This window comes from Pseudomonas sp. GW823-FHT02C05 (genome assembly GCF_058797595.1).
In genome coordinates this window covers 307,747-330,628 of the sequence record NZ_JBXAJU010000001.1, presented here as the reverse complement: position 1 = coordinate 330,628, position 22,882 = coordinate 307,747, and the positions used below count along the sequence as shown (strand labels likewise).

General features: G+C 65.1%; 18 protein-coding genes and 1 pseudogene. 4 read left to right on the top strand and 15 right to left on the bottom strand.

From position 1 onward, the window contains the following. Positions 1–72 precede the first annotated feature (72 nt). Positions 73–345 carry a hypothetical protein gene (locus tag AC1RGE_RS01610; protein WP_230493592.1) on the bottom strand — a complete coding sequence of 91 codons (273 nt, stop codon included), beginning with the start codon at positions 343–345 and terminating at the stop codon, positions 73–75. 66 nt (positions 346–411) lie between these two features. Next, on the bottom strand, positions 412–1,893 hold the full coding sequence (locus tag AC1RGE_RS01605; protein ID WP_492583092.1) for an MFS transporter: 1,482 nt from the start codon (positions 1,891–1,893) through the stop codon (positions 412–414). 127 nt (positions 1,894–2,020) lie between these two features. Between AC1RGE_RS01605 and AC1RGE_RS01600 the strand changes: the two genes are divergently transcribed. Beyond that, positions 2,021–2,938, top strand: coding sequence for a LysR family transcriptional regulator (locus AC1RGE_RS01600; RefSeq protein ID WP_492583090.1), 918 nt, complete (start codon positions 2,021–2,023; stop codon positions 2,936–2,938). A 27-nt stretch (positions 2,939–2,965) separates the two neighbouring features. After that, positions 2,966–3,415 (top strand): hypothetical protein, encoded by a 450-nt coding sequence (locus AC1RGE_RS01595; protein ID WP_210694245.1) that lies wholly within the window; start codon positions 2,966–2,968, stop codon positions 3,413–3,415. A gap of 72 nt (positions 3,416–3,487) precedes the next feature. Here AC1RGE_RS01595 and AC1RGE_RS01590 read toward each other — a convergent pair whose 3' ends face one another. The 12 genes and pseudogenes from AC1RGE_RS01590 to AC1RGE_RS01535 all read right to left on the bottom strand — a co-directional run bounded on the left by AC1RGE_RS01590 (position 3,488) and on the right by AC1RGE_RS01535 (position 19,415). Continuing rightward, the gene (locus AC1RGE_RS01590) at positions 3,488–4,777 is read right to left on the bottom strand and encodes a methyl-accepting chemotaxis protein (protein WP_492584232.1); all 1,290 of its coding nucleotides are present in this window, start codon (positions 4,775–4,777) and stop codon (positions 3,488–3,490) included. Positions 4,778–4,897: 120 nt separating this feature from the next. Beyond that, positions 4,898–5,245: pseudogene (locus AC1RGE_RS01585) on the bottom strand (cache domain-containing protein); the annotation flags it as partial. Positions 5,246–5,863: 618 nt separating this feature from the next. Further along, positions 5,864–9,307 carry a glycosyltransferase gene (locus tag AC1RGE_RS01580; RefSeq protein WP_239690424.1) on the bottom strand — a complete coding sequence of 1,148 codons (3,444 nt, stop codon included), beginning with the start codon at positions 9,305–9,307 and terminating at the stop codon, positions 5,864–5,866. A 154-nt stretch (positions 9,308–9,461) separates the two neighbouring features. Next, on the bottom strand, positions 9,462–9,755 hold the full coding sequence (locus tag AC1RGE_RS01575) for a DUF3144 domain-containing protein (RefSeq protein ID WP_492583088.1): 294 nt from the start codon (positions 9,753–9,755) through the stop codon (positions 9,462–9,464). 166 nt (positions 9,756–9,921) lie between these two features. Next, on the bottom strand, positions 9,922–11,043 hold the full coding sequence (locus tag AC1RGE_RS01570; RefSeq protein ID WP_072451372.1) for a site-2 protease family protein: 1,122 nt from the start codon (positions 11,041–11,043) through the stop codon (positions 9,922–9,924). Between the two features lie 315 nt (positions 11,044–11,358). Continuing rightward, positions 11,359–11,997, bottom strand: coding sequence for a glutathione S-transferase family protein (locus tag AC1RGE_RS01565; protein ID WP_011060607.1), 639 nt, complete (start codon positions 11,995–11,997; stop codon positions 11,359–11,361). Positions 11,998–12,036: 39 nt separating this feature from the next. After that, positions 12,037–13,065: an RNA 3'-terminal phosphate cyclase gene (rtcA, locus tag AC1RGE_RS01560; protein WP_492583086.1), complete on the bottom strand. Its 1,029-nt coding sequence runs from the start codon at positions 13,063–13,065 to the stop codon at positions 12,037–12,039. A gap of 8 nt (positions 13,066–13,073) precedes the next feature. Then, complete coding sequence (locus AC1RGE_RS01555; protein WP_077933831.1) at positions 13,074–13,862, bottom strand: nucleotidyltransferase domain-containing protein; 789 nt, start codon at positions 13,860–13,862, stop codon at positions 13,074–13,076. 15 nt (positions 13,863–13,877) lie between these two features. Then, positions 13,878–14,507 (bottom strand): hypothetical protein, encoded by a 630-nt coding sequence (locus tag AC1RGE_RS01550; protein ID WP_103291292.1) that lies wholly within the window; start codon positions 14,505–14,507, stop codon positions 13,878–13,880. Positions 14,508–14,523: 16 nt separating this feature from the next. After that, positions 14,524–15,867: a hypothetical protein gene (locus tag AC1RGE_RS01545; protein ID WP_015635089.1), complete on the bottom strand. Its 1,344-nt coding sequence runs from the start codon at positions 15,865–15,867 to the stop codon at positions 14,524–14,526. A 4-nt stretch (positions 15,868–15,871) separates the two neighbouring features. Beyond that, the gene (locus tag AC1RGE_RS01540) at positions 15,872–17,098 is read right to left on the bottom strand and encodes an RtcB family protein (RefSeq protein WP_011060602.1); all 1,227 of its coding nucleotides are present in this window, start codon (positions 17,096–17,098) and stop codon (positions 15,872–15,874) included. A 772-nt stretch (positions 17,099–17,870) separates the two neighbouring features. Then, positions 17,871–19,415, bottom strand: coding sequence for an RNA-binding protein (locus AC1RGE_RS01535; RefSeq protein ID WP_011060601.1), 1,545 nt, complete (start codon positions 19,413–19,415; stop codon positions 17,871–17,873). A 205-nt stretch (positions 19,416–19,620) separates the two neighbouring features. On the opposite strand from AC1RGE_RS01535, the gene rtcR reads away from it, so the two are divergent. Then, positions 19,621–21,213, top strand: a complete 1,593-nt coding sequence (rtcR, locus tag AC1RGE_RS01530) for an RNA repair transcriptional activator RtcR (RefSeq protein ID WP_011060600.1) — start codon at positions 19,621–19,623, stop codon at positions 21,211–21,213. Between the two features lie 124 nt (positions 21,214–21,337). Here the strand turns inward: rtcR and AC1RGE_RS01525 are convergent, their stop codons facing one another. Next, positions 21,338–21,757 carry a PaaI family thioesterase gene (locus AC1RGE_RS01525; RefSeq protein ID WP_325985849.1) on the bottom strand — a complete coding sequence of 140 codons (420 nt, stop codon included), beginning with the start codon at positions 21,755–21,757 and terminating at the stop codon, positions 21,338–21,340. Between the two features lie 197 nt (positions 21,758–21,954). Between AC1RGE_RS01525 and AC1RGE_RS01520 the strand changes: the two genes are divergently transcribed. Further along, positions 21,955–22,752, top strand: a complete 798-nt coding sequence (locus tag AC1RGE_RS01520) for a DUF4349 domain-containing protein (RefSeq protein WP_072444668.1) — start codon at positions 21,955–21,957, stop codon at positions 22,750–22,752. Positions 22,753–22,882: the final 130 nt, after the last annotated feature.

Here is a 22,882-nt window from a genome sequence, read left to right as displayed (position 1 = left end):
GGCCAGCCCCGCTACCAGGACATCAGTTGCAGCCGCTCCGGCTGGTCGTTGACGCTATCGTCCTGCTTGCTGTCACCAGGCGCACAAGCGATCCAACTGGCCGGGTTCGGCCGGGTGCAGTGAAGGTCGGCCCAGCAGGTGGTTGTCCTGCAAGGCGCCGGGCACATCATCGACAAAGCGCTGGGTACGGGTATCCAGCACGAAGAACGGATAGTTGGAACAGGAAAAGTCGTAGAACAGCTGCTTGACCGAACGGTGCTTGAGGTACTGATCGTTGCCGGACATCGCACGGTTCTGCACATGGCTGTCCTCGAAGCGCGGCCCATGGCTCCACTGGTAGCTCATGTAGGCGCCCATCGCCCAGTTGAACAGGGTGCGCTTGCTACCGTTCTTGTCGATGCGGTCCTGCGTTCAGTTGTCCTCGATCTCGTGGTCGTCGAGGATCATGTAGGTGGGTTTGTGCGCCAGCAGACGACTGATGAAGGGCGAGCCGGCCTCCTCGGACAGCCGGTTGCGCCCGGCGCTGAGCAAGGCCAGCAGCATCAGCAGCGCCGCCACGCCAAAGGTCCAGTGCATGCCACGGGACACGGCCTCGACGCTGGCCTGCGGCCCCGAGCCCCAGGCGAACAGTGCGCCCATGGCCGCCGCGCCACTGATCAGCCCGAGGTTGCGCGACAGGCTCAGCAACCCCGCCGTCAGCCCACGCTGCTGCGGCGCCACATCACGCATCACCAGGCTGTTGTTGGCCGCCTGGAACAGCGCGTAGCTGGCGGTGGCCAGGGCCAGCGGCAGCAGGTAGCCTGCCAGCCCCAGGCTCCGGGGCAGCAGCGCCAGCAGGCCCAGGCCGCCACACAACCCCAGCAGGCCGAGCCGGGACAGCGGCCGGGCACCGTAACGGTCCACCAGACGCCCGGCGGGGGCGCCGCACAGGGTCGCCACCAGCGGCCCCAGGGACAGGCTCAGGCCCACTGCCAGGCTCCCGAGCCCCAGCCCCCGGGCCAGGTAGAACGGCCCCACCACCAGGGTGGTCATGATCACCGTCGACACCAGCAGGCTCAGCCACAGGCTGCTGCGCAGTTGTGGACGGCGCAGCAGGGCCGGCTGGAACAGCGGCGCGGCGGCCCGGCGCTCGACACGCACCAAGAGCGCGACCCCGACCACGCTGGCCACCAGCAGGCCCAGGTTCAACGGCGCCAGCAAGTTGTGCCCCAGGGTCAGGGCCAGGGCATAGGCGCCCAGGCTCAAGGCCAGCAGCAGGCTGCCCGGCACATCGAAGGCACTGGCCGACGCCACAGGCCGGTCCGGCGGCAGGCAACGCCAGGCCAGTAACAGCGCCACCAACCCCAGGGGCACATTGACCAGGAACATCCAGCGCCAGCCGACGCTGGCCAGTATCAGGCCACCGAGGGCCGGGCCCAGGGTGGTGCCCAGGGCCGACATACTGCCCAGCCAGCCCATCGCGGCCCCGGTGCGGGCCTTGGGCAGCGCGTCACCCACCAGGGCCATGCTCAGGGCCAGCATTACCGCCGCCCCCAGGCCTTGCAGCGTGCGGGCCGCCAGCAGCCAGCCCAGGCCCGGGGCCAGGCCGCAGCACAGCGAGGCCAGGGTGAACAGGCCGATCCCCGCCAGCAGCGCCCGGCGCCGGCCCCACTGGTCCCCCAGGCGCCCGGCGCTGGCGATCAGGGTGGTAATGGCCAGCAGGTAGGCCAGGACAATCCATTGCACCTGCTGGAACGACGCCTCAAGGGTCTGGGCCAGGCTCGGCAGCGCGGCATTGGCGATGCTGGTGTCCAGGGACGGCATCAGCATCGCCAGCGACAGGCTGGCCAGGGCCCAGCGCGCACGGGGCGCCAGGGCTTCCTGGGGGGTGGCTTGGGACTCGGGAATGGGCATCGCACAGGCTCCGGCAAGGTGATGCCCGCCAGCCTAGGGCCAGCCGTGACCAGGCGGAAGGCGCAGCCTTTGCAGTTAATTGATGCATTCAACGCCATGCCAGCTGCCTGCGTGCTACATTGCGCCGATGTCGACTCCCGATCTGAACCTGCTGCTGACCCTGGACGTACTGCTGGCCGAAGGCAGCGTGGCGCGGGCTGCCCAGCGCCTGCATCTGAGCCCCTCGGCCATGAGCCGGGCGCTGGCCCGCCTGCGCCAGGCCACCGGCGACCCGCTGCTGGTGCGCGCCGGGCGCGGCCTGGTGCCCACCCCTCGGGCCCTGGAGCTGCGCCAGCGCATCGGCCAACTGGTGGCAGACGCCCAGGCCGCCCTGCGCCCGGCCGAGCAGATTGACCTTGGCCGCCTGCAGTACACCTTCACCCTGCGCAGCCGTGATGGCTTCGTCGAGAATTTCGGCCCGGCGCTGGTCAGCCGCCTGCGGGCTGAAGCGCCCGGGGTGCGGGTGCATTTCGTACCCAAGCTGGACCGCAACAGCCAGCCCCTGCGCGATGCCAGCGTCGACCTGGAAACCGCGGTGATCGACGCCGACACCAGCCCCGAGTTGCGCACCCGGGCGCTGTTTCGCGATCGCTTTATCGGCGTGGTGCGCGCCGGCCACCCCTTGAGCCGGGGGCCGGTAAGCCTGGATGCCTACGTGGCTGGCGAACATATCCTCGCCGCCCACCAGGGCCATGCTCATGGGCGCATGGACGAGGCACTGAAAGCCCTGGGCCTGGAACGACAGATCGTCACCCTGGTCAGCGGTTTTTCCGCCGCCCTGGCCCTGGCCCGGGGTTCGGACCTGATCGCCATGGTGCCCGAGCGCCACACCAGCAACCTGCGGCACGGCCTGCACGGTTTCAGCCTCCCGGTGCCCCTGCCGGAGATGACCATCTCCCTGCTCTGGCACCCGCGCATGGAGGCCGACCCGGCCCATCGCTGGTTGCGCCAGGTGGTGCATGAGCTGTGCAGCCAGAGCGCCCTCCCCGACCATCAGCCCGGCTGATCCACAACTTCATTAGCGAGATCCTGCATGTCTTCCAGCTCCCTGCGCCTGCTCTCCCTGAATCACCTGCCCGCTGCCGCCGCGTTGCTCTGGGGGCTGTCCCTGGCAATCGTCCGGGCCTGGCAACCGATAGATTATTTCTGGGAGAACTTCGCCGCCTACTGGCTGCCCCAGGGGCTGATTCTCGGCCTGCTGTTGTACACCCGGCCCACGCCGGCGCTGTTCACCGGGGTGGCCCTGGCCCTGGCCGCGCACCTGCAACTGTTCTGCCTGTGGATCAGTTCCCCGGAAGGCGCCTTGGGCTGGCTGTTCTATCTGTTCGACTTTCCCGGCGCGCTGATCGGCGCCGCCATCGCCCGCTTCCTGGCCACGCGCGTGGCTCCCGGCAAGCCGTTGATCAATGGCCTGCTGGGGCTCGGCTGGGTGTCGTTGGGGCTGTTGCTGAACTTCAAGCTGATGATGTACAGCCAGATCTGATACGGGCCGGCGAATGCGGCCCGGGGGGACTGAAACCCGCCCGGGCCACCGACGGCCCGGGCAGACAATGCCTCAGTGGTGGCCCTGGCTGAGGTTCGACAAGCGCCCGGACAGGGCCTGCATGGCCTCGCTGACCTTGTCCAGGGCCTGGGCGTCCCGGGCGTTGTCCTCGCTGATGCCGTGGATGCGCACCGCCAGTTCGTTGATCTCCTGGGTCACGTGGCTCTGCTGCTGGGCCGCCACGGCAATCTGCTGCGCCCGCTGGGAAATATCGTCGAAGCTGGTCACCGTGCTGGACAGCGCATCCGATGCACCGGACGCCTCGCCCACCGCCTGGCGGGTTCGTGTTTCGCCGGCCTGGATCGCCTGCACCGCCTGACGCGAGGCCTGCTGCAAGTCGTTGATCATGCCGCTGATCTCGTTGGCCGAGGTCTGGGTGCGGCCGGCCAGGGTCCGCACTTCGTCCGCCACCACGGCAAAGCCCCGGCCCTGCTCCCCGGCCCGGGCCGCTTCGATGGCGGCGTTCAGCGCCAGCAGGTTGGTCTGCTCGGAGATCGCCTTGATCACATCCAGCACCGCGCCGACCTGCTGGCTGTCCTGCTCCAGGCGCTGGATCACTGCCGCCGCCTCGGCCATTTCCGCGGACAACTGCTGGATCGACTGGCTGTTGGCATCGACCTTGTGCTGGCCCTCCTGCACCACCACCAGGGACTGGCGCGCGGTGTTGGCGCAATTGTTGGTGTTCTGCGCCACTTCCAGGGCACTGGAGGACATCTCGGTGATGGCCGTGGCCAACTGGGTGTTCTCCTGGCGCTGCTGCTCGGCACGCTGGGCCAGGGTGCTGCTGAGTTGACCCAGGCGCGCGGCTTCGTTCTGCAACTGCCGGGCTTCGCTGGCGATCTTCTGCAGCATTTGCCGCAACTGCCCGGCATAGCGGTTCACCGCGGCGCGCAAGGCGCCGATCTCGTCGGCCCGGGCCACGTGCAGCTCGGCGTTGTCGCTGGCCTGGCCACTGCCCAGGGCATCGATCTGCCGGGTGGTTTCTTCCAGTTGGGCAATCAGCTTGTGCCCGGCCAGCCAGGCAAAGAACAGCAGCAGCGCCAGCAACGGCAGGAGGAACAGCAAGATCTCGGTGGTCATGGCCCGGGCCAGGCCGGTGACCTTCTGCTCCGGGGTCACCAGGCCGATGGTCCAGCCGCTGCCGGGCATGCTGAACAAGCTGACCCGCGCCGCTTCCTGCAAGCGCCCGTCCTCGTCCAGGTCCAGGCTGCGCACCTGCCCGGTCGGTGCCGGCTTGGCCAGGGCCTCGGCCACCGGAAGCAACCAGGGTTGCTGCTTGCTCAGGGCGTCGAAGCTGAGCATCTGGCCCCCGCCGCCGGCCTGGGCATCAGGGAAATACAGCACGTTGCCGGCCTGGTCCAGGGCGAAGGCATAGCCACCGGTGACCGCCCCCTGCTCCTTGAGGAAGCGCGCCAGGTCGTCCAGGCGCAGGTCGATGGTGGCGACCCCGGCAAAGGCACCGTCCTGGCGATAGGGCACGCTGCAGGTGGTCATCGGCACCTGGGTCACCGGGTCCTGGTAGGCCTCGGACCACAGGCAACGGCCCGGCGCGCTGTTGCGGGCGCCGGTATACCAGGCTTCATGGTGATAACCGGCGCTGCCGGCGGCGTTGTAGTCATCTGAGAATGCCAGGGGCCCGACATCGCTGCGGGCCCAGAAGAAACTGCGGCGCTCCACGCCGGGGGTGAAGGCATTGGGTTCTGGCCAGATGCCGCCCCCGGCGATCGCCTTGTCGCCTTCATGGTCGATCACCTTGGGCAGGGTAGCCATGACCAGCGCCTGCTCCTTGGGCAGCCCTTCCAGCAGGTGGGCCATGCTCGCGGTCACCCCTTCGATGCCCGCCAACTGCAACGCCAGCTGGCGAACGATGGCGCTGCCGGTCTGCTCGATCAGTGCCGAGCTTGCCTCCACCACTTTGGGCTGCCCCCGTAAGGTCATCACGGCAAATACCGCCAACGCCGTGAACAGCAACAGCAACACACTGCCGAGGGTCAAACGATGAGACAGACGAACCGGTAGCAAGGCCATGACGAACTCCATATCAATAGGCATTCAGAGCTTATCGACCGGATGCAGGGTCCCTTGAACAAAGAGTGATGCCGCTGGCATTTTTCGTGCCCTCGGGAAACCATGGTCCACGTTTGACGAATGGGCTCAGTCCTATCCCGCCACACTCGTGAATCATCAGAGCAAGGTAAGACTGAAAACCGTCGGCACCGCCTGACGTCGATAGCCTCCTGAAGGCCCTTCGGCACTCCATTTGCAGCCAGGTACAGCCCAGGGTTGTCTGCACGCCGAGGCGATAGGCCTGCATCAGGCCGGCGAGTACCGCACTGGCACCAGTCATGCCACCTCGGTCTTTGCGCACTGACTTCACCGAGTCAGAAGTCATGCCTTGGCGTTCAAAGGCAACTCAAGTTCGGCGATCAGGCCAGCTATCGCTGAACTCCAGGTCCGTTGCTCCGAAAGGGTCATTGCCAGCTCTTCCGCCCTCTTAAACGTCGACTCACGGTCCATCAACGCTGCTTCAATCGCATTGGCCCAAGACTCAGCATCTACCGCCACGTCACGGGTAATGGGCACAACATGTCGCGCCGCCTGCTCCTTGGAGAGAATTTCCTTGAGCAACTGCCCCAATCCACTTTCTTCGGAAATCAATACAGGTGTGCCGGCAATGATCGCTTCGAGCCCTACCAGTCCGAACCCCTCGGCTCTGGATGGCATCAAAAGCAGGCTGGCCCGGCGCAGGTCGGCCTCCAATCTCGTGGGATCGACGGTGTAAGGCCGTACCAACACTTCCAGGCCTGGCGCCGCCGCCCACTCAAGGATTTGCTCTCGGGTTTCGTCGCCAGAACCCTTCGGCGCGCCTCGGACTATCAGTTCCAGGTTTTGTGCAACTCGCGCCTTGCGAACAACCTTTCCCATGGCCTGAGCAGCGATATCCAACCCTTTGATATTGGCGTCTTCCATACGCCCCATAGTCAGCACCGCCCATGGCTGGCCCAATGGGGGCTGGCGCGGCACGCCACTCTGGCGATCAAAGCCGGGGTCCAGCCTGACAGGAGACGGCAAACCCTCGGCATCCAGATCCCGCAGGAAACGCCCCTGCAACCGTGGACCGATAGTGACCACACGAGCAGCGTTGCGTGCCAGTTCCAGCTCGATGCGCGTGCGCTCTTCGGCACGCTGACCGGCATCATCCTCGCGCCCCCCTTTCAGCCACTCGATTTCATCGGGCGCCATGTGCACAAAGTGCAGGCGCCGCGCTTGGGGAAAGTGGTCCGTTGCCAAAACACTCGCAGCCGGGCCGGTGACACGCCCATGGCCAATAATGATGTCTGGAGTGAAGCCCGCAGGCAGTTCGGGGCGCCGAGTCAATGCTTCGTGGGGCTCCTGACCAGGCGTCGAGATGGGAGCAAATACCGTGACTCCCTCCTCGTTAATAGACGGGCCTGAACCCGGCTCAACCACGCATACCACTCGCGCACCTTGGCGAACAAAGGCCAGACAGAGATTTCGATTGAGGGTACTCAGGCCTCCCCGGCCGGACTGCCATTCCGTGGCTATGGCCAGTACCGACAGCGCATTGCTTTTCGACTGAGTCACTGAATGCGTGCTGGCATGATGCTGCGGCAGCACCGGTGGACCGAACTGCGGGCGACACATGTCTTGCTCAAGGCCTGTCAGGGCTTTGGGGAGAATAGGAGCCACCAAACCGGGATTGGCTTCACCGGTTGTGCCGATACGGTGGTCCCACTCCCGCAACAAAGCCGCTTGGACGCCATTGAGGGTGGCCGGGGCAGTCGTACCATCGGTGTAGATTGAGTAGTGTTTCGCTGCTGTGGCGTAGTCATTACATTGGGTTGCCACCATGCTGATCAACCATTGAATACCACTACGCGCTTCCGCACGGAAGGTGTTTGGGTACTTCGCCATAGCATTCTGCGCCGCCTCTGGATTGGCAGCCCCAAGATGGCTCACAACTTCGTGATTACAAAGATGGATATAGTGGGGATACTCAACTCGTAGCCCTGCAGCCAATGCTGCTGCTTGCGCCCACAAACCTTTCTGCTCAAGCACAATCACATCGGCTAATGCCACCTGGAGAACAAAGTTTCCACACTGAGAAATGTCTTCCCTGACTTTCTGCAATAACTGCAAATCTCCTGTCGACGCAGCACAAAATATGGCCTGCTCGGCCAGACGCTGTTCACTCCCCTTTGCAATAGCAGCTCCGGCAACAAGAATACCAACCGCTTGGGCCGGCCTGCCCAGATTAGCTAGGCATGCCCCTAGGAACTGATAAACCGAGAACAGATTCTTTTCTGGGGCAACCTTCTTTACTGCGGTTTGGGCAGCCACCACCGCAGCCTCACTCCCCTCAACTGATCGGACGAGCTTTATCCAGAGTACCCATGGATGACTGAAGTCCTGATCCTGCATTGATCGTTGCGCATGGGGCAGCGCCAGAGCCGCGTCTCCAGGCAAGTCGCGCGCCCTCAATAACTTCGCGTAGGTAAATTCGACGGCAGCAGGCCCAGGCTTGATCAAAAAAGCCTCAAGCAGAGAGATAACTCCATCGCGCTCGTACGTGCTGGTGGGCGTTCGGGCGGACCAGCCGAACGTTGAAACAATATATTCCTGAAGCGGAAGCAGCGAAGTATTCAGCTCATCTGGCGCATTGGCCTGAAGCAAATGAAAACGGGCACCTGAAAGTCGCAAGGCAATATCGGCATCGCGAGTTGATCGATTCAGCGCGAGCCCCAGAGCCCTGGCATGCCACCGACCAGCACGTAGATGAGCCTCCCTGAAGGCCACCTCCTGAGCTCGCAGCTTGGGGCCGAGCGTTTCGCGCACTGCCGGATGTATATCGTAGCGGCTACCTTTGGCTCCCAATAGATAGCGACTCTGGAGTTCCTCGGACAGGCCCGCTGAATCCGATCCGGCGACTGCAGCGATCAATCCCCAAGGCGCTGGATCGGGTAACACAGTCAACGCCTCTAGTAGCACACTCGCCTTTGGGGTAAGACCTTCGGCTGCCCGACGTACCAACTGACGCTCCAGCGCCGCCACCAACGCAGGATCAACCGGACCCTCGGGCGTGGCTTGAGCAGGGCCTAGCATGTCATCCAGGACATGAGTACGCAGGAGGTTGCCTAGCAAACGCAAGGCTCGGGGATTACCGCCCAGACGCCTGGCGACCTCGATACGCCTGGCCACGGGAAATTGCCCATCAGGATCGGTAGTACCCAAGGCATCCAGGACCATCTGTATCTGCTCATCGACAGAGGCTGGCGCGGTCAGGAAAGCCTGGTGGAACGGTTCAGTCCAATCGGCAGAGACCTCACGATTGGACACCAGCCAAAGACACCCTTCGTCTGCTACGCGAGTTCCCAGGCGGCCGAAGACATTACGCCACGCAGCAATTGGCAACGCAGAGCCCGGTTCCAGCAATCGCTGGAACTCATCAACCACCAGTAACCCGCCGCGCCTGAATACCTCCCGAGCCACTTCAGCAAATGTTGAACGCTGTTCACAGACACTCACCAGTTGCTCGTCAGCGCAGTCACGTAGTTCCTGAATCACCAGGGACTTCAGTTCCTCGTCGGTCGACAATGCCGCCTGCGGCACCTCGACATGCAACGCCAACCCTCCTCTAGCCCGCGCCCTGGCAACCAGTGGGCGCACCAGACGGTCGGTTTTGCCAATACCCGAAACCCCGGTAATTACCGCAGCGGCCCGCCGCTCCACTTGCCAGGCATGCCAAAGCTCCTCGGCAACAGCTTTGCGGTGCGCACCGGTCAATCCATGTAGATCTGTTGATTCGCTCATTACACTCGGCCTGGAACGTTGATCGTTGACAGCAATTCCGGACGACAGCGATTTGAGCAAAGGCAGGCGCGCAGAAACGGTCGAATCTAACAGAAGGCGGCATAGAGCCATAGCGTGTTGCGCGCCTTGAGATGCTGATCAAGACGTGCCGTGCTCAGTCCTGCTTGGCGCCCATGTACAGCTCGAAATTCTCGATGTAGTCGGCGAGGTTTTCTTCCATCATCAGGCGGAACTCCTCGACGAAGTAATCCACCGCCTGCTGCTTGGCCGCCGCCAGCTCTTCGGCATTGCGGCAGCCGCAGGCACTGACCCAGGCACTGAAGCGCGCATTGGCGTACATCAGCGAAGCGCTGGCCTTGCCACGGCTGCTGTCGGCGATATGGGAATTGGCCAGCTCGATAACGGCGTCGGCGCGGTTGTAGAAATCCTGGTCGGTGTCATTGGCCACGGGGCGTTCCTCTGGCGGAGTGGGGAAAATAAAGCGCCGGAGTATAAGAGTTTTGTCCTCCTGCACCGACTACTTTCATCCCCAGGCCGCACAAGCCGGGCTGCCGGCGAAGCGGCCCGTGAGCCTTGCACCCGGCTGGCAGCCGCTTTCGCTGGCAAGCCAGCGCCTACAGATGGGTGGGCGCCGGCAAGGCTCGCAGCTGTTCGGCCAGCAGGGCTTCACTCTTGCCCTGGGACAGCACCACGCTGTTATTGGCCGCTTGCAGCGCCTGTTGCAGGTGGTGCTCGCCCCGCTGCCGGTCGCCTTCAAGAATGGCTTGCAAGGCCAGGCAGCGCGGTCGCAGCCAGGGTGCGTTCCAATCCACTTCGGCGCTCATCGGCGTGTTGTTCAGGGGCGCGGCGTCACGCTGCAGCAAAGCGCGGCAGAACGCCAACTCGCCCCTCAACAACTCGATCAGGCCACTCATGCCGTTCAGTTGCGCCGATCGGGCCGCCAGCAATTGATCCAGTTCCTGCTCCATCTGCACCGCGGCCGGCCAGTCGCCCTGGTCCTGCAGGGCATTGAGGCGGCAACCGAATGCGACCAGGGGCCCGGGCATGGGGCCTTCGGCCAGGCGCTGAAGATCGTCCACCGGCAATTGTGCGCTGGGCACCCCGGCCACGGTCAGGGCCAACAGGCGTGCCTGGGCCAGCTCCGGACGTTGATCGTCGCGATGCCGGTACCAGCCCAGCAGGAGCATGCCGTCGCTGGGCAATACCCGCCAGGCAGGCATCAGGTTACCCACCCCCATGGCCAGATTGATCACGGCAAACGCCAGGGCAATGGCCCCCGGCACCCCGGGCCAGGACAGCCCAAGCGCCAGGGAAGCGCCGCCCGCCAGCAGATTCAGCAGCGGCCCGCACAGGACCACCAGCATCCACTGCTGCCGCAGTGGCCGTTGCAGATTGCTCGCGGCAATCACATAGCCGCCCAGGCGATTGCGCTTGAGCTGCGGCGCCCAGCGCACCCGCCAGCCGCGCCGCAGCACCTGGATCTCCACGGCGGCCACCCGTACATGCAACACCGGCATCGCGCACCCGCGTGCCCCCAGGTAATGCCCGCCCTCATGCACCACCAACGCGACAACCCCCAACAGCGAAGCCAGGAACATCGCCAGAAAGGGCTGCAACCCGGACTTGATGGTGAACCCCAGCACCAGCGCGGCGATAAACCAGCCACTGAGCAGCACCAGGCGCTGCACAATCGTCAGCAGAGTGTTCAAGGCCTTGAGCCAGGTGTTGCCATCCATCGAGTACGTCCCTGAGAGAAAACCGACACTGAACCGGGCGCGCAGACTGCCAGCTTCGCCCCAGGAAACTCAACCGCTGATTCACCTCTCTATCACCCCACCTCCTAACCGCAGGAGCCGGCTTGCCGGCGAAGGGGCCCTTGAGCCCTGCATATGTCTGGCGGATGCTTTCGCTGGCAAGCCAGCTCCTACGACGCGGGGCAGAGTGCCCCTCTCCCATCAATATCAAAACCCACCGTAGGAGCCGGCTTGCCGGCGAAGGGGCCCGCGAGCCCTGCATACGGCTGGCGGTCGCTTTCGCTGGCAAGCCAGCTCCTACGAGGATGCGGGGGGCCAGTGGCGGGCCAGGACCGCGGCGATGCGCGGTTCGCGGTCGATGCGTTGCAGCAGGGCGAGAAAATCGGGATGGCTATCGCGCAGGTGCTCTCGCGCACCGGACCAGCGCGACACCACTGCCGCCTGGATATCCAGGGCACCCGGCGCCGCACCGCCGAAATATGGTCGCGACGCAAACTGCTCGGCGAACAGCCCCCAGCTGCGATACAGGCGCTCGGCCGCGGCGGCGCGCACCCGGGCCTTGAGCGGTTCGTCAGGGTCGCTGATCCAGCGTTCCGGGTAGTCGAGGATGCCGATGGCCGAATAGCAGTTGGCGGCGATGTACACCAGGCCGCGTATCACCTGGGCCCGGGCCGACGCTGGCGCAGGCAGCAACCCGGAGTCGGGAAACTCCAGGCCCAGGTGGATCAGGATCGCCGCGCTTTCGGTGAGGATGCTGCCATCGGGCAGTTGCAGGGTGGGAATCTGCAACAGCGGATTGAGCCGTGCCAGGGCCTCGCGCCCGGGGTTGTCCTCCCAGGGCGCGGCCTCGATGCGGCGGTAGGCCAGCTGGCAGTACTCCAGGGCGATCTCGACGATGGCCGAGCCGGTGCCCTGGCTTCCATACAGGTGATACATGGCGACAACTTCCTTGATGACCCGGGCCCATTAGCCCTTTCACGACAGGGCGTGGCATTGCACCTGCAGTACTTGCTCGCTCAGTGGCCGCGCCTCGATCCGCACCGGCAAGAATGCCTCGATCACCCGGATATTGCTCTGCAGGTGCTCGGTCATGCACGGCGTGGTGAAGCTGCCGCCACCGGCCAGGGCCATGGGCAGCAACAGTTGATCGGCCAGGTGTTCCGCCACTGCGGCACCGGAGTCCAGCCAGTCCCGGGCCTGATCGATGGCGCCGTCGGCGACCTTCTCCGCCCGCAGGCTGTTCTGGCCGAAACCGCAAAACAGCTCGGTCAGGTGCTCGAAGGCGAACTCCAGCAGCAGCACATTGCCCGGGCCGTACTCTTCATCCAGCAGCACCGGGGTGAGCTGCTTGCGAGGCAGTTGCAGGCGATCGTGCACCCGGCGCAACTCGCGTTCCGCCACATGCTCGGGCAGGCCCGCGCTCAAGGCCCAGGCTCGACTGCCGAGCAATGCTCCGCGCTCTTGAAGATGCAAGGGTTGCAGCTCCGAAGGCTGGATAAAGGCCTCCAGCTCGCCACCGCCGGCCGGGACAAAACCATGGCGCAGCAGCTGCAGTTCCACCCGCCCGCCCATGCGCCGCAGTTGCGGGAGCCAGGCCTGCTGGAGGAAATCCACCGGCGGCGCCAGGGGGTTGTGGGTGCCGCCGCTGATGCTCACGCGGCTCGGCTGCGGCGCTCGCAGCAAGGCCGGCAGCAGGGTCTGCAGCACCAGGGTGCAACTGCCGGCGGTGCCAATGGCGAAGCGGTAGTCGCCGCCGCGGATCGGCCCCGGCTCGAAGCTCAGGACCTGGGAGCCAAGCTCGGCCCCAGTGGTTCTGGCGCCACATACCTGGGCCGCCGCCAGCACCGCGGTCAGGTGCTGGCGCAACAGCCCCGGGCGGCTGCGCCGGGCGCGAATATTATGGATACGCAGGGTCTTGCCACTGAGCATCGACAGGCTCAAGGCGCTGCGCAGTACCTGACCGCCGCCGATGGCGCCGTCCAGTTCGACTACATCCTGTTTCATCACATTCCTCAGGCGTAGTGCCGGACCGTTTCCCGCAGGTAAGCGTCCAGCAACGCGTTGTCTTCATGGGTACGCGCCAGTTTCGGCACCGGGCGTTCCAGCTCGGCGGCGATAAAGGCGTGCAGTGCCGGGCGTCGCGGTCCGTAGGCGGACTCGTCGGCGCAGCGTTTCAAAACCAGCAGCTCGGCCACCTCGTCCAGCAGTGGCTGATGGTCGACGGTGGTCAGCAGGTCGGCGAAGGTCATCGGCGGTCGGCCGCGCCCCTGGTCGATCCAGCGCACCGCGAGCAAGGGCCGCAGGACGTAGAAGTACTTCTTGAAGCGCACGCTGTCGCCTTGCAGGTAACCGCGAAAGTTCTTCCTGGCCATCGACAGATAATGGTTGCGCGCCGCCGGCGGGCTGTAGAACGCCTCGGCCAGCTCGCGCAGGCGCTCGGCGGCGGTCGGTTCGCTGCGGTACACCAGGGGCGAGTCCAGCCATTCCAGCAGGGTCGGGTTGGACTTGCGCAACAGCCCCAGGGTCTTGCGCAGTTCCCAGCCGCTGATGTCCAGCTCGTCGTCCAGGGGCCGCTCGATCACGTCGCGCCCGGCATCCACCTGGATGAACCATTCGGGCTTTTCCACATAGACGAAACGCACATCGTAATCGCTGTCGGCAGAGGCAAAGCCCCAGGCCCGACTGCCGGATTCGCAGGCATACAGCACCTGCACATTGCGCTCGCGCTCGATCCGCGCCAGCTCGGCCAATACCCGTTCGCGCATGGCGCTGCTCAGGGGATGGCGCTCCAGATGTTCCATGATCCTTTTCCTTGTTCAATCCGTGGCGCTGGCGGCCAGCACACTCAGGGTCCGGCGCTCGGGGTTCCACACCGTCAGGCACCAGACGCCCCACCATTCCAGGCCTTCGTCGAAATATTCACTCCAGGGCAGCAGATGCGGGCCCATGGCCGAGGCCTGACAATCCAGCTCCAGGTCGCCCACCCAGTTGATCACCTGGGGCTGCTGCTGGAGATCGAGCCCCAGCAGGTCCAGCCATTGGCCGTACACCTGCCGGGCCTGCTCGGCCCCACCCGGGAAATGCAGCCCGTACGGTGGCTGGCAAAACGCCCGGTACAAGGCCCAGTCCTGCTGCTCCGGGTCTTCGCAAACCAGTTGCCGGACCTGCTGCGGGCTGAGCCGCTCAGGCAGTGCCCGCTCCGGTTCCCAGCGCATCTGCGGTTCACCAACGTCGGCGTAGCGCGGGTCCTGGCGCAGCTTTTTCCAGGCCTCACGGCGCCTGGCCATCAGGTGTTGATACAGGTGCTGCAAGCCCTGGCGATGCAAGGCCTGATTCACCTCGACACCCGGCTCCACCGCCAGCCGCACAAAATCGAACACGCAAAACGCCGCTTCCAGCTGTTGGCGCAGCGCCTGGCTGTGCTCATCTTCAACCGGGGTCAACATGGCGGTTCTCCTTTCCTCACAACAGCCGCTGGACCGAACCGGCGGGTAATTCCCCGGCGGCTTCCATCGCCTGCAAGCGTTGCACCATGGCCTCGCGCAGGGGCTTGGGGGTCACCGGGTCGAACATCCCGTAGCGGCTATCGCACCAGCGTGCCAGGGCCTCGCGCCAATAGGCGGCGTCACTGCCGCCCTGCCCCAGGCGCCACAGCAGGTACTCCAACTGACGCCAGCCCGGTTTGAGGGCCAGCATGGCCCAGCGTCGCGCCTTGGGCAGATCGTGCCAATGCTGGTCCAGACGCTGCTCCAGGGCCTCGTCGAATACCGCCCACGGCTGCTGGCGCAACAGGCCCAGGGCGCAGTCGAAGACCTTGTCCGAGGCATCGTCCAGGGCCGCCAGTTGCTCGGCCATGCCACGTTCACCCAGGGTTTGCAGGGCCTGCAGGCGCACGCTCAGCGCCGGCGAAGCCAGGGCCTGGCGCACCATGGCATCGGCCTGTGGCTCCTGCAGCTCCCTGACCAACCCCAGTAGCCCCAGCCACTGGCGCTTGTTGCCCGGGGCCGGCTGCTGCAAGCGGGCCAGCAGCACTGCCCGCGGGTCCAGCCCATGGCGCGGCGCGGCCCAGTGGGCCAGGCAACGCAAGGCCCCCGAAGGGTCGAGCAGGGCCTGCGCCAGATACTCGCGACAATCGGCCAGGCGCGACAGCAGCAGCCGCAGGGCCTTGACCCGCACACTGGCGCCGCAGCTGCGCATCACCTCTTCCAGCAAGGGCAGCGCCTGCTCATCGGGCAGTTCAGCGCAGGCGTCCACCGCCATCTGCCGCACGCTGACCTCCGGGTGGCGCAGGGCCATGGCCAGCAGCGCCGGTCGGTCCTCGACGCCCTTGAGCAACAGCTCGAAGACAAAGCGCGCAGCCTTGCCCCGGCAAGTGCCAAAGGCCCCTTGCACCTGGTCGCGCACCTGGGCCAGTTGCAACACGGCGCTGGCCCGCTCCAGGGTCGCGCCGTGGTCGGCGCGCTGCTTGCCGGCCAGGGCCAGCAGCGGTGCCAGGGTCTGCAACAGCAGCCCGGCATGCTCCGGCACCCAATAGGCCTCGACCGCCGCGGCGGCCTCCTGGCGAACCTGGGGCACCCAGTCGTTGAGGCGCTCCAGCAAAGCCACCAGGGCCTCTGCCGAAGGCTGCGCGGCCAGCCCGCGCACCGCGGCCTGACGCACGAAACCGTTGCCGAAGCGGCTCAGCTCCAGCCAGGCGCTGTGCCTGTCCAACTCGTCCATCACCTCCCGCACGCGGCGGGCTTCGTAGTCGCTCAGCTGGTACTGCCAGCCGGGCGGGGTTGCTATCAATGCATCCATGTCGTCCATTGCTCTACCCCTTAACGCACACCACCTGACGCAGGGTGTGCAGCACTTCCACCAGCTCGCGCTGGGCGTGCATCACTTGGTCGATGTCCTTGTAGGCCATCGGGATTTCATCGATCACCGCTTCGTCCTTACGGCACTCCACATGGGCGGTCGCGCGGATCTGGTCGGCCAGGGTGAAGGTGTTCTTGGCCTTGGTGCGGCTCATGGTACGCCCCGCGCCGTGGCTGCAGGAGCAGAACGCCTCCTCGTTACCCAATCCGCGGACAATGAAGCTCTTGGCCCCCATCGAACCCGGAATGATCCCCAGCTCGCCCTTCTTCGCCGACACCGCCCCCTTGCGGGTCACCAGCACCTCTTCACCGAAGTGGCGCTCCTTCTGCACGTAGTTGTGGTGGCAGTTGACTGCCTCCAGCGCCACCTCGAAGGGCTTGCTGATCACCTTTCGGGTGGCCTGGATCACCAGTTGCATCATCAGCTCACGGTTCTGCCGGGCGAAATCCTGGGCCCAGGCCACCGCTTCCACGTAATCGTTGAAGTGCTGGCTGCCTTCCTCGAAATAGGCCAGGTCGCGGTCCGGCAGGTTGGCGATGTGCTGGCGCATATCGGCCTGGGCCAGGTGAATGAACAGGTTGCCGATGGCGTTACCTACGCCACGGGAACCGCTGTGGAGCATGAACCAGACCCGGTTGGCCTCATCCAGGCAGACCTCGATGAAGTGGTTACCCCCGCCGAGGGTTCCCAGGTGCTTGCGGTTGTTGCTGTTGGCCAGGGCCGGGTACTTATCGGTGATCGCCTTGAAACGTGGGTGCAGCGCAGCCCAGGCCTGGTCGGCCTGATTCGGCACGTCGCCCCAGGCGCCCTTATCGCGACCGCTACGGGGCGAGGTACGACCGTGAGGCACCGCCGCCTCGATGGCGCTACGCAATCCGGCCAGGTTATCCGGCAGGTCGGAGGCGGTCAGCGAAGTACGGGCGGCGATCATTCCGCAGCCGATATCCACCCCGACCGCAGCCGGGATGATCGCGCCCACCGTGGGGATCACGCTACCGATGGTCGAACCCTTACCCAGGTGCACGTCGGGCATCACCGCCAGGTGCTTGAAGATGAACGGCATCTTCGCAGTGTTCATCAATTGCTGGCGGGCTTCGTTTTCCACCGGCACGCCCTGGGTCCACATCTTGATCGGCTTGCCGTTGGCGACTTCCAGCAGTTGGTAGGTCTTGTGTTCCATGTCGTTGACTCTTTTTCCTGTGGCCGCGGATACGGCCTTGTTCAATAGGGTGCGCAGGAGCCGGGTCGCAGAAGACGATCTCGGGAGTCTCTTCGCTGGCAAGCCAGCTCCTACGAAATTGCGGTGTTCGGTGCAAACGGCGACAAGTGGAGGTGAAACATGCAGCGCGCTCTGCCTCTGAGCTAGCACCTTGCGGTGAACGGGACTCGAACCCGCGACCACGCTGTCCTGTAGTTCCACCGGCATTCGCCGGGTCAATCGGTGCAGGCCGGGCCTGCGGGCAGCGACAAGGGAACAGGCACATTTGCTCTACCGACTGAGCTACAGCCTTGCGGCTGGCGGGGTTCGAACCCGCGACACGATGTAGTACCCGTGGCATTCGCTGCCATCCCGCCGAGGCGGGGGGAAAAGATGCGACGACAAGGAGTCGATGAAACGGTGCACTCGCGTTCTGACCATTGAACCACGGCGCCGTTTTCCGGCACCGGCGGGAATCGAACCCGCATCTCGAACCTTGGATGTAGTTCCATCAGCATTCGTCGCAAAAACTGCAAAAAAGGTGGCACGACAAAAGTAGTGACTGATCGCCGGATTCGAACCGGCTTAACCAATATGTACAGCCACTGGCATTCGTGCCGTCACCGGCCCTGACAAGAGTTGCTGAGACGCCTTTGGATGTAGTCACAGCGGCATTCAGGGCCAATGAGCAAAAAATCTGTGGTGTGCGCCGGCTGGCCGGCGCACGGTGTGTTTCATCCTCTACCGATCAGCGTTACATCGCCTCGATCGCCTTTACCCAGTGCTGCGCACCATAATTGCCCGCAGTGAACTGCTCGATCACATCGAACACCGCGTCACTGAAGCCGCCGACGTTGAGGATGTCCTCGCGGTCCGGTGCCTGGGTCGTGGCCCCGGGCTGCATGTCGATGCACACCAGCTTCGCCTGCGGGTTGATGGCCCGGATCCGCTCCCACTGGCGCATCGTTTCCGTGGCGCCGTGGCGCCGCGCATCGATCCACGACTCGTTGTCCGAGACCAGGATCAGCGTGTCCACGCGGCTCTTGGCGTTGGCCAGTTGTGCCAGGGGCGCCGAGCAGTTGGTCCCCCCTCCGCCGATGTTCGCCAGCTTTTGCGCGTTGCTCATCACGCTGTCCCGCGGGTTGAGGTGAATGTTCACCACCCCCCGCTCGAACGGCATGACCCGCGCCGCCGGCTGCTTGCGCAACACCGCGGCCGCCACCAGTGCCGCCACATCGATGCAGCGCACCGCGGTGGTGGCGCCCTGGCGATAGCCAGTGACCGGGCTGTGCATCGAGCCCGAGACATCCGGGCAGACCACCACGTTGCCCGCCAGCGCCGGCACGTTGGCCAGGGACAGCTCCAGGGCATCCTGCAGCGCCTCGCGGACCGGCTGCGGCACCTCGTCACCGGCCATGCGGTAGGCCGCCAGCAACTGGTACGGATAGACCCGAGCCTTGGCCACCTCCCCCGCATCCGCCAGCCGCGCCGCCACGTACTCGGTGCAACCCGGCACCTGGAACGCACCGTGGCGCGCCAGGGTATTGAGGTTCATGCGCAGCCCCTGCCAGCCCATGTTGCGGGCCTGCCCGGCCCATTGTTCGGCGCTCAGTGTCTCGTTGCCGAGCAACTGGAACGGCACCTGGGGCACTTCCCGGGTCGCTCCGCTGCGAAACGCCAGCAGGTCCCGGGTCAGCTCAGGCAGCGCCTGCACATCCACCGGCTTGCCGATCAACCAGGCAAAGAAGGCTTCACGCCAGGCCTCGCTTGGCTTGGGGTGAACCATCTTCACCACGTCCGCCAGGGACGGCTGGTTGCCGATCGAGGCCTGCAACAGCTGGCGCTCGGTGGCGCTGTTCAACCAGTTCTGCACCAGGCGCTTGGGCTGCGAACCCAGGGATTTGCGCCCGGTCACGCCGCTGCGCAGGATCTGCACGAAGTTGCGCAGCATCTTGCCGTTGTCCACCACCTGGGCGAACAGCTCCGGCACCAGGGCCGAGCGTTGCGCGGTCAGTGCCGCCAGCAGCAGCGCCGGCATGTCCTTCATATGGCCTTGCTGCCGAGCGTAACGGGCGGCCTGGGCGACGAAGCGGCTGTCCAGCTCGCTCACCAGTTGCAGCACCGCTTCCAACTGGCCTTCAGGCGAGGTGTAGAAGGTCGAGTTCAAGCAACCGGTAACCGCCAGCTGGGCCAGGCGATGCTTGGCGTTGTAGGCATAGGCCCCGGCCTTGGAAGCGTTCAGGGTGGTGCTCGCTGGCGCTTTTGCCTGTTGGGTGTTGAACAGCTGGAAGTTGGCCATCTTGGCGTCTCGCTCTGTTGTCTTGTTCGTTGCCAGAGATATTGCAGCCGCTGTGCCAGGTTTTGATTTTCCAACAAATTATTTTTTATCTAATTGATTTATAAGGTTTTTTATTTTTTATCATTTTTTCATCACGTATCCGGCAAGACAAACGCCTCGATAATTTTATATCTTTGCTTATCGTTTTTTATCTCCAGGTATAAACATGTCGAACAAGCCCACGGTCGCCATAGGTTTTGTCGGTTCCACCCTCGATCGCGTCGGCAAGGGTGCCAACCGCTGGAGCCATTGGCGGCCCACGGTCGGTCTGTGCCAGCAGCAGGATGTGCTGATCAACCGCCTGGAACTGATCCATGGCCTGGACGCGCGGGATGTCAGCCTGGCCGAACGGGTGGCCAACGACGTGCGCCAGGTGTCGCCGGAAACCGAGGTGCGCCTGCACCCCATGGGCCTGAACAATCCCTGGGATTTCGAGGAGGTGTACGGCGCCCTGCACGACTTCACCAGCGCCTACCCGTTCGACACCGAGCGCGAGGACTACCTGGTGCACATCACCACCGGCACCCACGTGGCGCAGATCTGCTGGTTCCTGCTGACCGAGGCGCGCTACCTCCCTGCCCGGCTGATCCAGACCTCGCCGGCGCGGCGCCGCGACCCGGACCAGCACGCCACCGGCACCCACGCCCTGATCGACCTCGACCTGTCGCGCTACGACCGCATCGCCTCACGTTTTGCCCACAAGCGCCTGGAGGGCCTGGCCTTCCTCAAGTCCGGGATCGCCACCCGCAACCCGGCATTCAACCGCTCCATCGAGCAGATCGAACGGGTCGCCGTGCGCTCCAGGGCACCGATGCTGCTGATCGGCCCCACCGGTGCCGGCAAGTCGTTCCTGGCCCGGCGCATCTATGAGCTCAAGCGTGGCCGGCACCAGGTGCAGGGGCGCTTTGTCGAGGTCAACTGCGCCACCCTGCGTGGGGACGGGGCCATGTCGGCACTGTTCGGCCATATCAAGGGCGCCTTCACCGGCGCCCAGAATGCCCGTGAAGGCCTGCTGCGGGCGGCGGATGGCGGCATGCTGTTTCTCGACGAGATCGGTGAACTGGGGCTGGACGAACAGGCCATGCTGCTCAAGGCCATCGAGGAGAAGCGCTTCTTTCCCATGGGTTCGGACCAGGAGGTGCAGAGCGATTTCCTGATCATCGCCGGCACCCACCGCGACCTGCGTGGCCGGGTGGCCCAGGGCCTGTTCCGCGAGGACCTGTATGCGCGGATCAACCTCTGGACCTTCAACCTGCCGGGGCTGGCGGGGCGCCGCGAAGACATCGAACCGAACATCGATTTCGAGCTGGAGCGTCACGCCCGGGAACAAGGGCAGCTGGTGCGCTTCAACCTTGAAGCGCGGCGACGCTACCTGGCCTTTGCCAGCTCCAGCGAAGCGGCGTGGCTGGGCAACTTCCGCGAGCTGTCGGCGTCCATCACCCGCATGGCCACCCTGGCCGACAGCGGGCGCATCGACCAGGCCCAGGCCGAGGAAGAGATCCAGCGCCTGCGCCACGCCTGGGGGCTGGAGAGCCAAGAGGACGAACTGCAGAAACTGCTGGGCGATGATGTGGAGCTGGACCTGTTCGACCGCCTGCAACTCAAGGCAGTGATTGCCGAGTGCCGCCGCGCCGACAGCCTGTCGGAGGCGGGGCGCCGGCTGTTCGGCGTGTCACGCCTGGGCAAGGCCAACCCCAACGACGCCGACCGCCTGCGCAAATACCTGGCGCGTTTCGGCCTGGATTGGAAACAGCTGTAGCCGCTGCCGCAGGCTGCGAACGGCCCGGAGGGACGCAGGGTTTTCAAGATCGATAGAGGTTTGGCTGGCGATTGCCAAGCAAGGTCCTGCGAACCTTTGCGCAGCTTCGCGGGCTCAGCAGCGGCTACAGGGCTGCGGCTGGGACGGCGAAGACGCCGCTGGCCCGGGCCACTTCCCGTTCGCCGACCCGCAGCACCACGGTGGCAAAGGCCATCTGCCGGCCACGCTTGGCATGCTCCAGGTGCACCTCGATCCATTCCCCGACCTGCACCGCCCCCAGGTAGTCGAGGGTCATGCTGGCGGTGATCAACGGCAAGGGCGGATCGCTGGAAAACGCCATGGCGTAGCCCATGCCGATGTCCGCCAGGGTGGCGATGATGCCGCCATGCACCGTGCCCCGGCCGTTGGCGTGCCGGGCATCGGCCCGCAGGCCGACGCGCAGTTCGCTGCCACTGCCGCAGCCGTAGACCGGGCCGATCAGTTCCAGCAGCGGGCTGCTGCGGGGCAAGGGGGCAAAGCCTGGGGGAATAGCCGACTCGCGCATGACGCACTCCTTGATCTGCGCCGAAACACCGTCGTCCCGGGCTGACACAGGTGTAGTCCTGAACCCGCGCCGCGCCTATCAGCATCAGCCAGGAAAATTGTCGCCGATAAGCCAAGCCGGGATCGTGGTCTTTCCCCGAACGACGGTAAGATGCGCACCTGCGACCCTGTCGCCGATTCATCCCTCAAGGAGCCCCCATGCAGCATCAGGACGATCACCCTGCAAAATTCCGTCGACTGGCCCTGGCCCTGTTCGGCGCCCTGGCCCTCAGCGCCTGCTCTCCCGGCGACCACAACAGCAGCGCCGTGGCCTTGGGCGGGGCCCAGGGCAAGGCCGGCGCGCAATTGGCCTATGAGCATGAACTGAGCCTGTCGCTGCCAGCCGAGCAGATCGGTCCGCGCCTGGCGCAAACCCGCGAAGCCTGCGAGAAGGCCCAGTTCGGCCCGTGCAATATCCTGCGCCTGGAACAGGGCAAGTACCGCGCCCAGGTGACGCTGCGAATAGTCCCGGACGGTGTGGAGCCCATCGTCCAGCAGGCCTCCCAGGGCGCGGAACTGGGCGAGCGCATCACCAGCGCCGAAGACCTGGCCGATGCCGTGGCCGATGTGCAGCGCCAGCAGCAGCGGCTCAAGGCCCAGCAGCAGCGCCTGGACGAACTGGCGGCGCGCAAGGACATCAGCGTCAGCGACCTGATTGCCCTGAGCCGGGAACAGGCCGGCATCGAGAACGACCTGCAGGCCCTGGCCCAGACCGCCGCCGGCCAGCAACGCCGCCTGGACACCAACCTCCTGACCCTGAAGTTCCTGCCCAGCGACGGCGTCCAGCGCGAATCCAGCCTCAAGCGGGCCTTCAGCAACCTGCTGGACAACCTGGCCGACGGCACCGCCGAGGCCCTGGAGAAAGGCAGCTATGTGCTGCCCTTCGTGATCCTGGCCTTCCCCCTGGTGCTGCTGTGGGTCTGGCTGTGGCGCAAATTCGTACGCCGGCGCCCCTGACCCCACCCGTAGGAGCCGGCTTGCCGGCGAAGAGGCCCGCAAGCCTTGCACCGCCCTGGCGAACGCCTTCGCTGGCAAGCCAGGTCCTACAGCAAGCAGGCACATCCCAGAGCCCCACCCCGTAGGAGCC

Excerpts from the sequence above, each read along its gene's own strand:
- AC1RGE_RS01605 (WP_492583092.1), bottom strand. The coding sequence starts at position 1,893 with ATGCCCATTCCCGAGTCCCAAGCCACCCCCCAGGAAGCCCTGGCGCCC.
- rtcA (WP_492583086.1), bottom strand. The coding sequence starts at position 13,065 with ATGAAACAGGATGTAGTCGAACTGGACGGCGCCATCGGCGGCGGTCAG.
- AC1RGE_RS01535 (WP_011060601.1), bottom strand. The coding sequence starts at position 19,415 with ATGGCCAACTTCCAGCTGTTCAACACCCAACAGGCAAAAGCGCCAGCG.
- AC1RGE_RS01580 (WP_239690424.1), bottom strand. The coding sequence starts at position 9,307 with ATGAGCGAATCAACAGATCTACATGGATTGACCGGTGCGCACCGCAAA.
- AC1RGE_RS01565 (WP_011060607.1), bottom strand. The coding sequence starts at position 11,997 with ATGTATCACCTGTATGGAAGCCAGGGCACCGGCTCGGCCATCGTCGAG.
- AC1RGE_RS01545 (WP_015635089.1), bottom strand. The coding sequence starts at position 15,867 with ATGGACGACATGGATGCATTGATAGCAACCCCGCCCGGCTGGCAGTAC.
- AC1RGE_RS01570 (WP_072451372.1), bottom strand. The coding sequence starts at position 11,043 with ATGGATGGCAACACCTGGCTCAAGGCCTTGAACACTCTGCTGACGATT.
- AC1RGE_RS01540 (WP_011060602.1), bottom strand. The coding sequence starts at position 17,098 with ATGGAACACAAGACCTACCAACTGCTGGAAGTCGCCAACGGCAAGCCG.
- AC1RGE_RS01555 (WP_077933831.1), bottom strand. The coding sequence starts at position 13,862 with ATGGAACATCTGGAGCGCCATCCCCTGAGCAGCGCCATGCGCGAACGG.
- rtcR (WP_011060600.1), top strand. The coding sequence starts at position 19,621 with ATGTCGAACAAGCCCACGGTCGCCATAGGTTTTGTCGGTTCCACCCTC.
- AC1RGE_RS01610 (WP_230493592.1), bottom strand. The coding sequence starts at position 345 with ATGAGCTACCAGTGGAGCCATGGGCCGCGCTTCGAGGACAGCCATGTG.
- AC1RGE_RS01550 (WP_103291292.1), bottom strand. The coding sequence starts at position 14,507 with ATGTTGACCCCGGTTGAAGATGAGCACAGCCAGGCGCTGCGCCAACAG.
- AC1RGE_RS01590 (WP_492584232.1), bottom strand. The coding sequence starts at position 4,777 with ATGCTCAGCTTCGACGCCCTGAGCAAGCAGCAACCCTGGTTGCTTCCG.
- AC1RGE_RS01595 (WP_210694245.1), top strand. The coding sequence starts at position 2,966 with ATGTCTTCCAGCTCCCTGCGCCTGCTCTCCCTGAATCACCTGCCCGCT.
- AC1RGE_RS01600 (WP_492583090.1), top strand. The coding sequence starts at position 2,021 with ATGTCGACTCCCGATCTGAACCTGCTGCTGACCCTGGACGTACTGCTG.
- AC1RGE_RS01525 (WP_325985849.1), bottom strand. The coding sequence starts at position 21,757 with ATGCGCGAGTCGGCTATTCCCCCAGGCTTTGCCCCCTTGCCCCGCAGC.
- AC1RGE_RS01520 (WP_072444668.1), top strand. The coding sequence starts at position 21,955 with ATGCAGCATCAGGACGATCACCCTGCAAAATTCCGTCGACTGGCCCTG.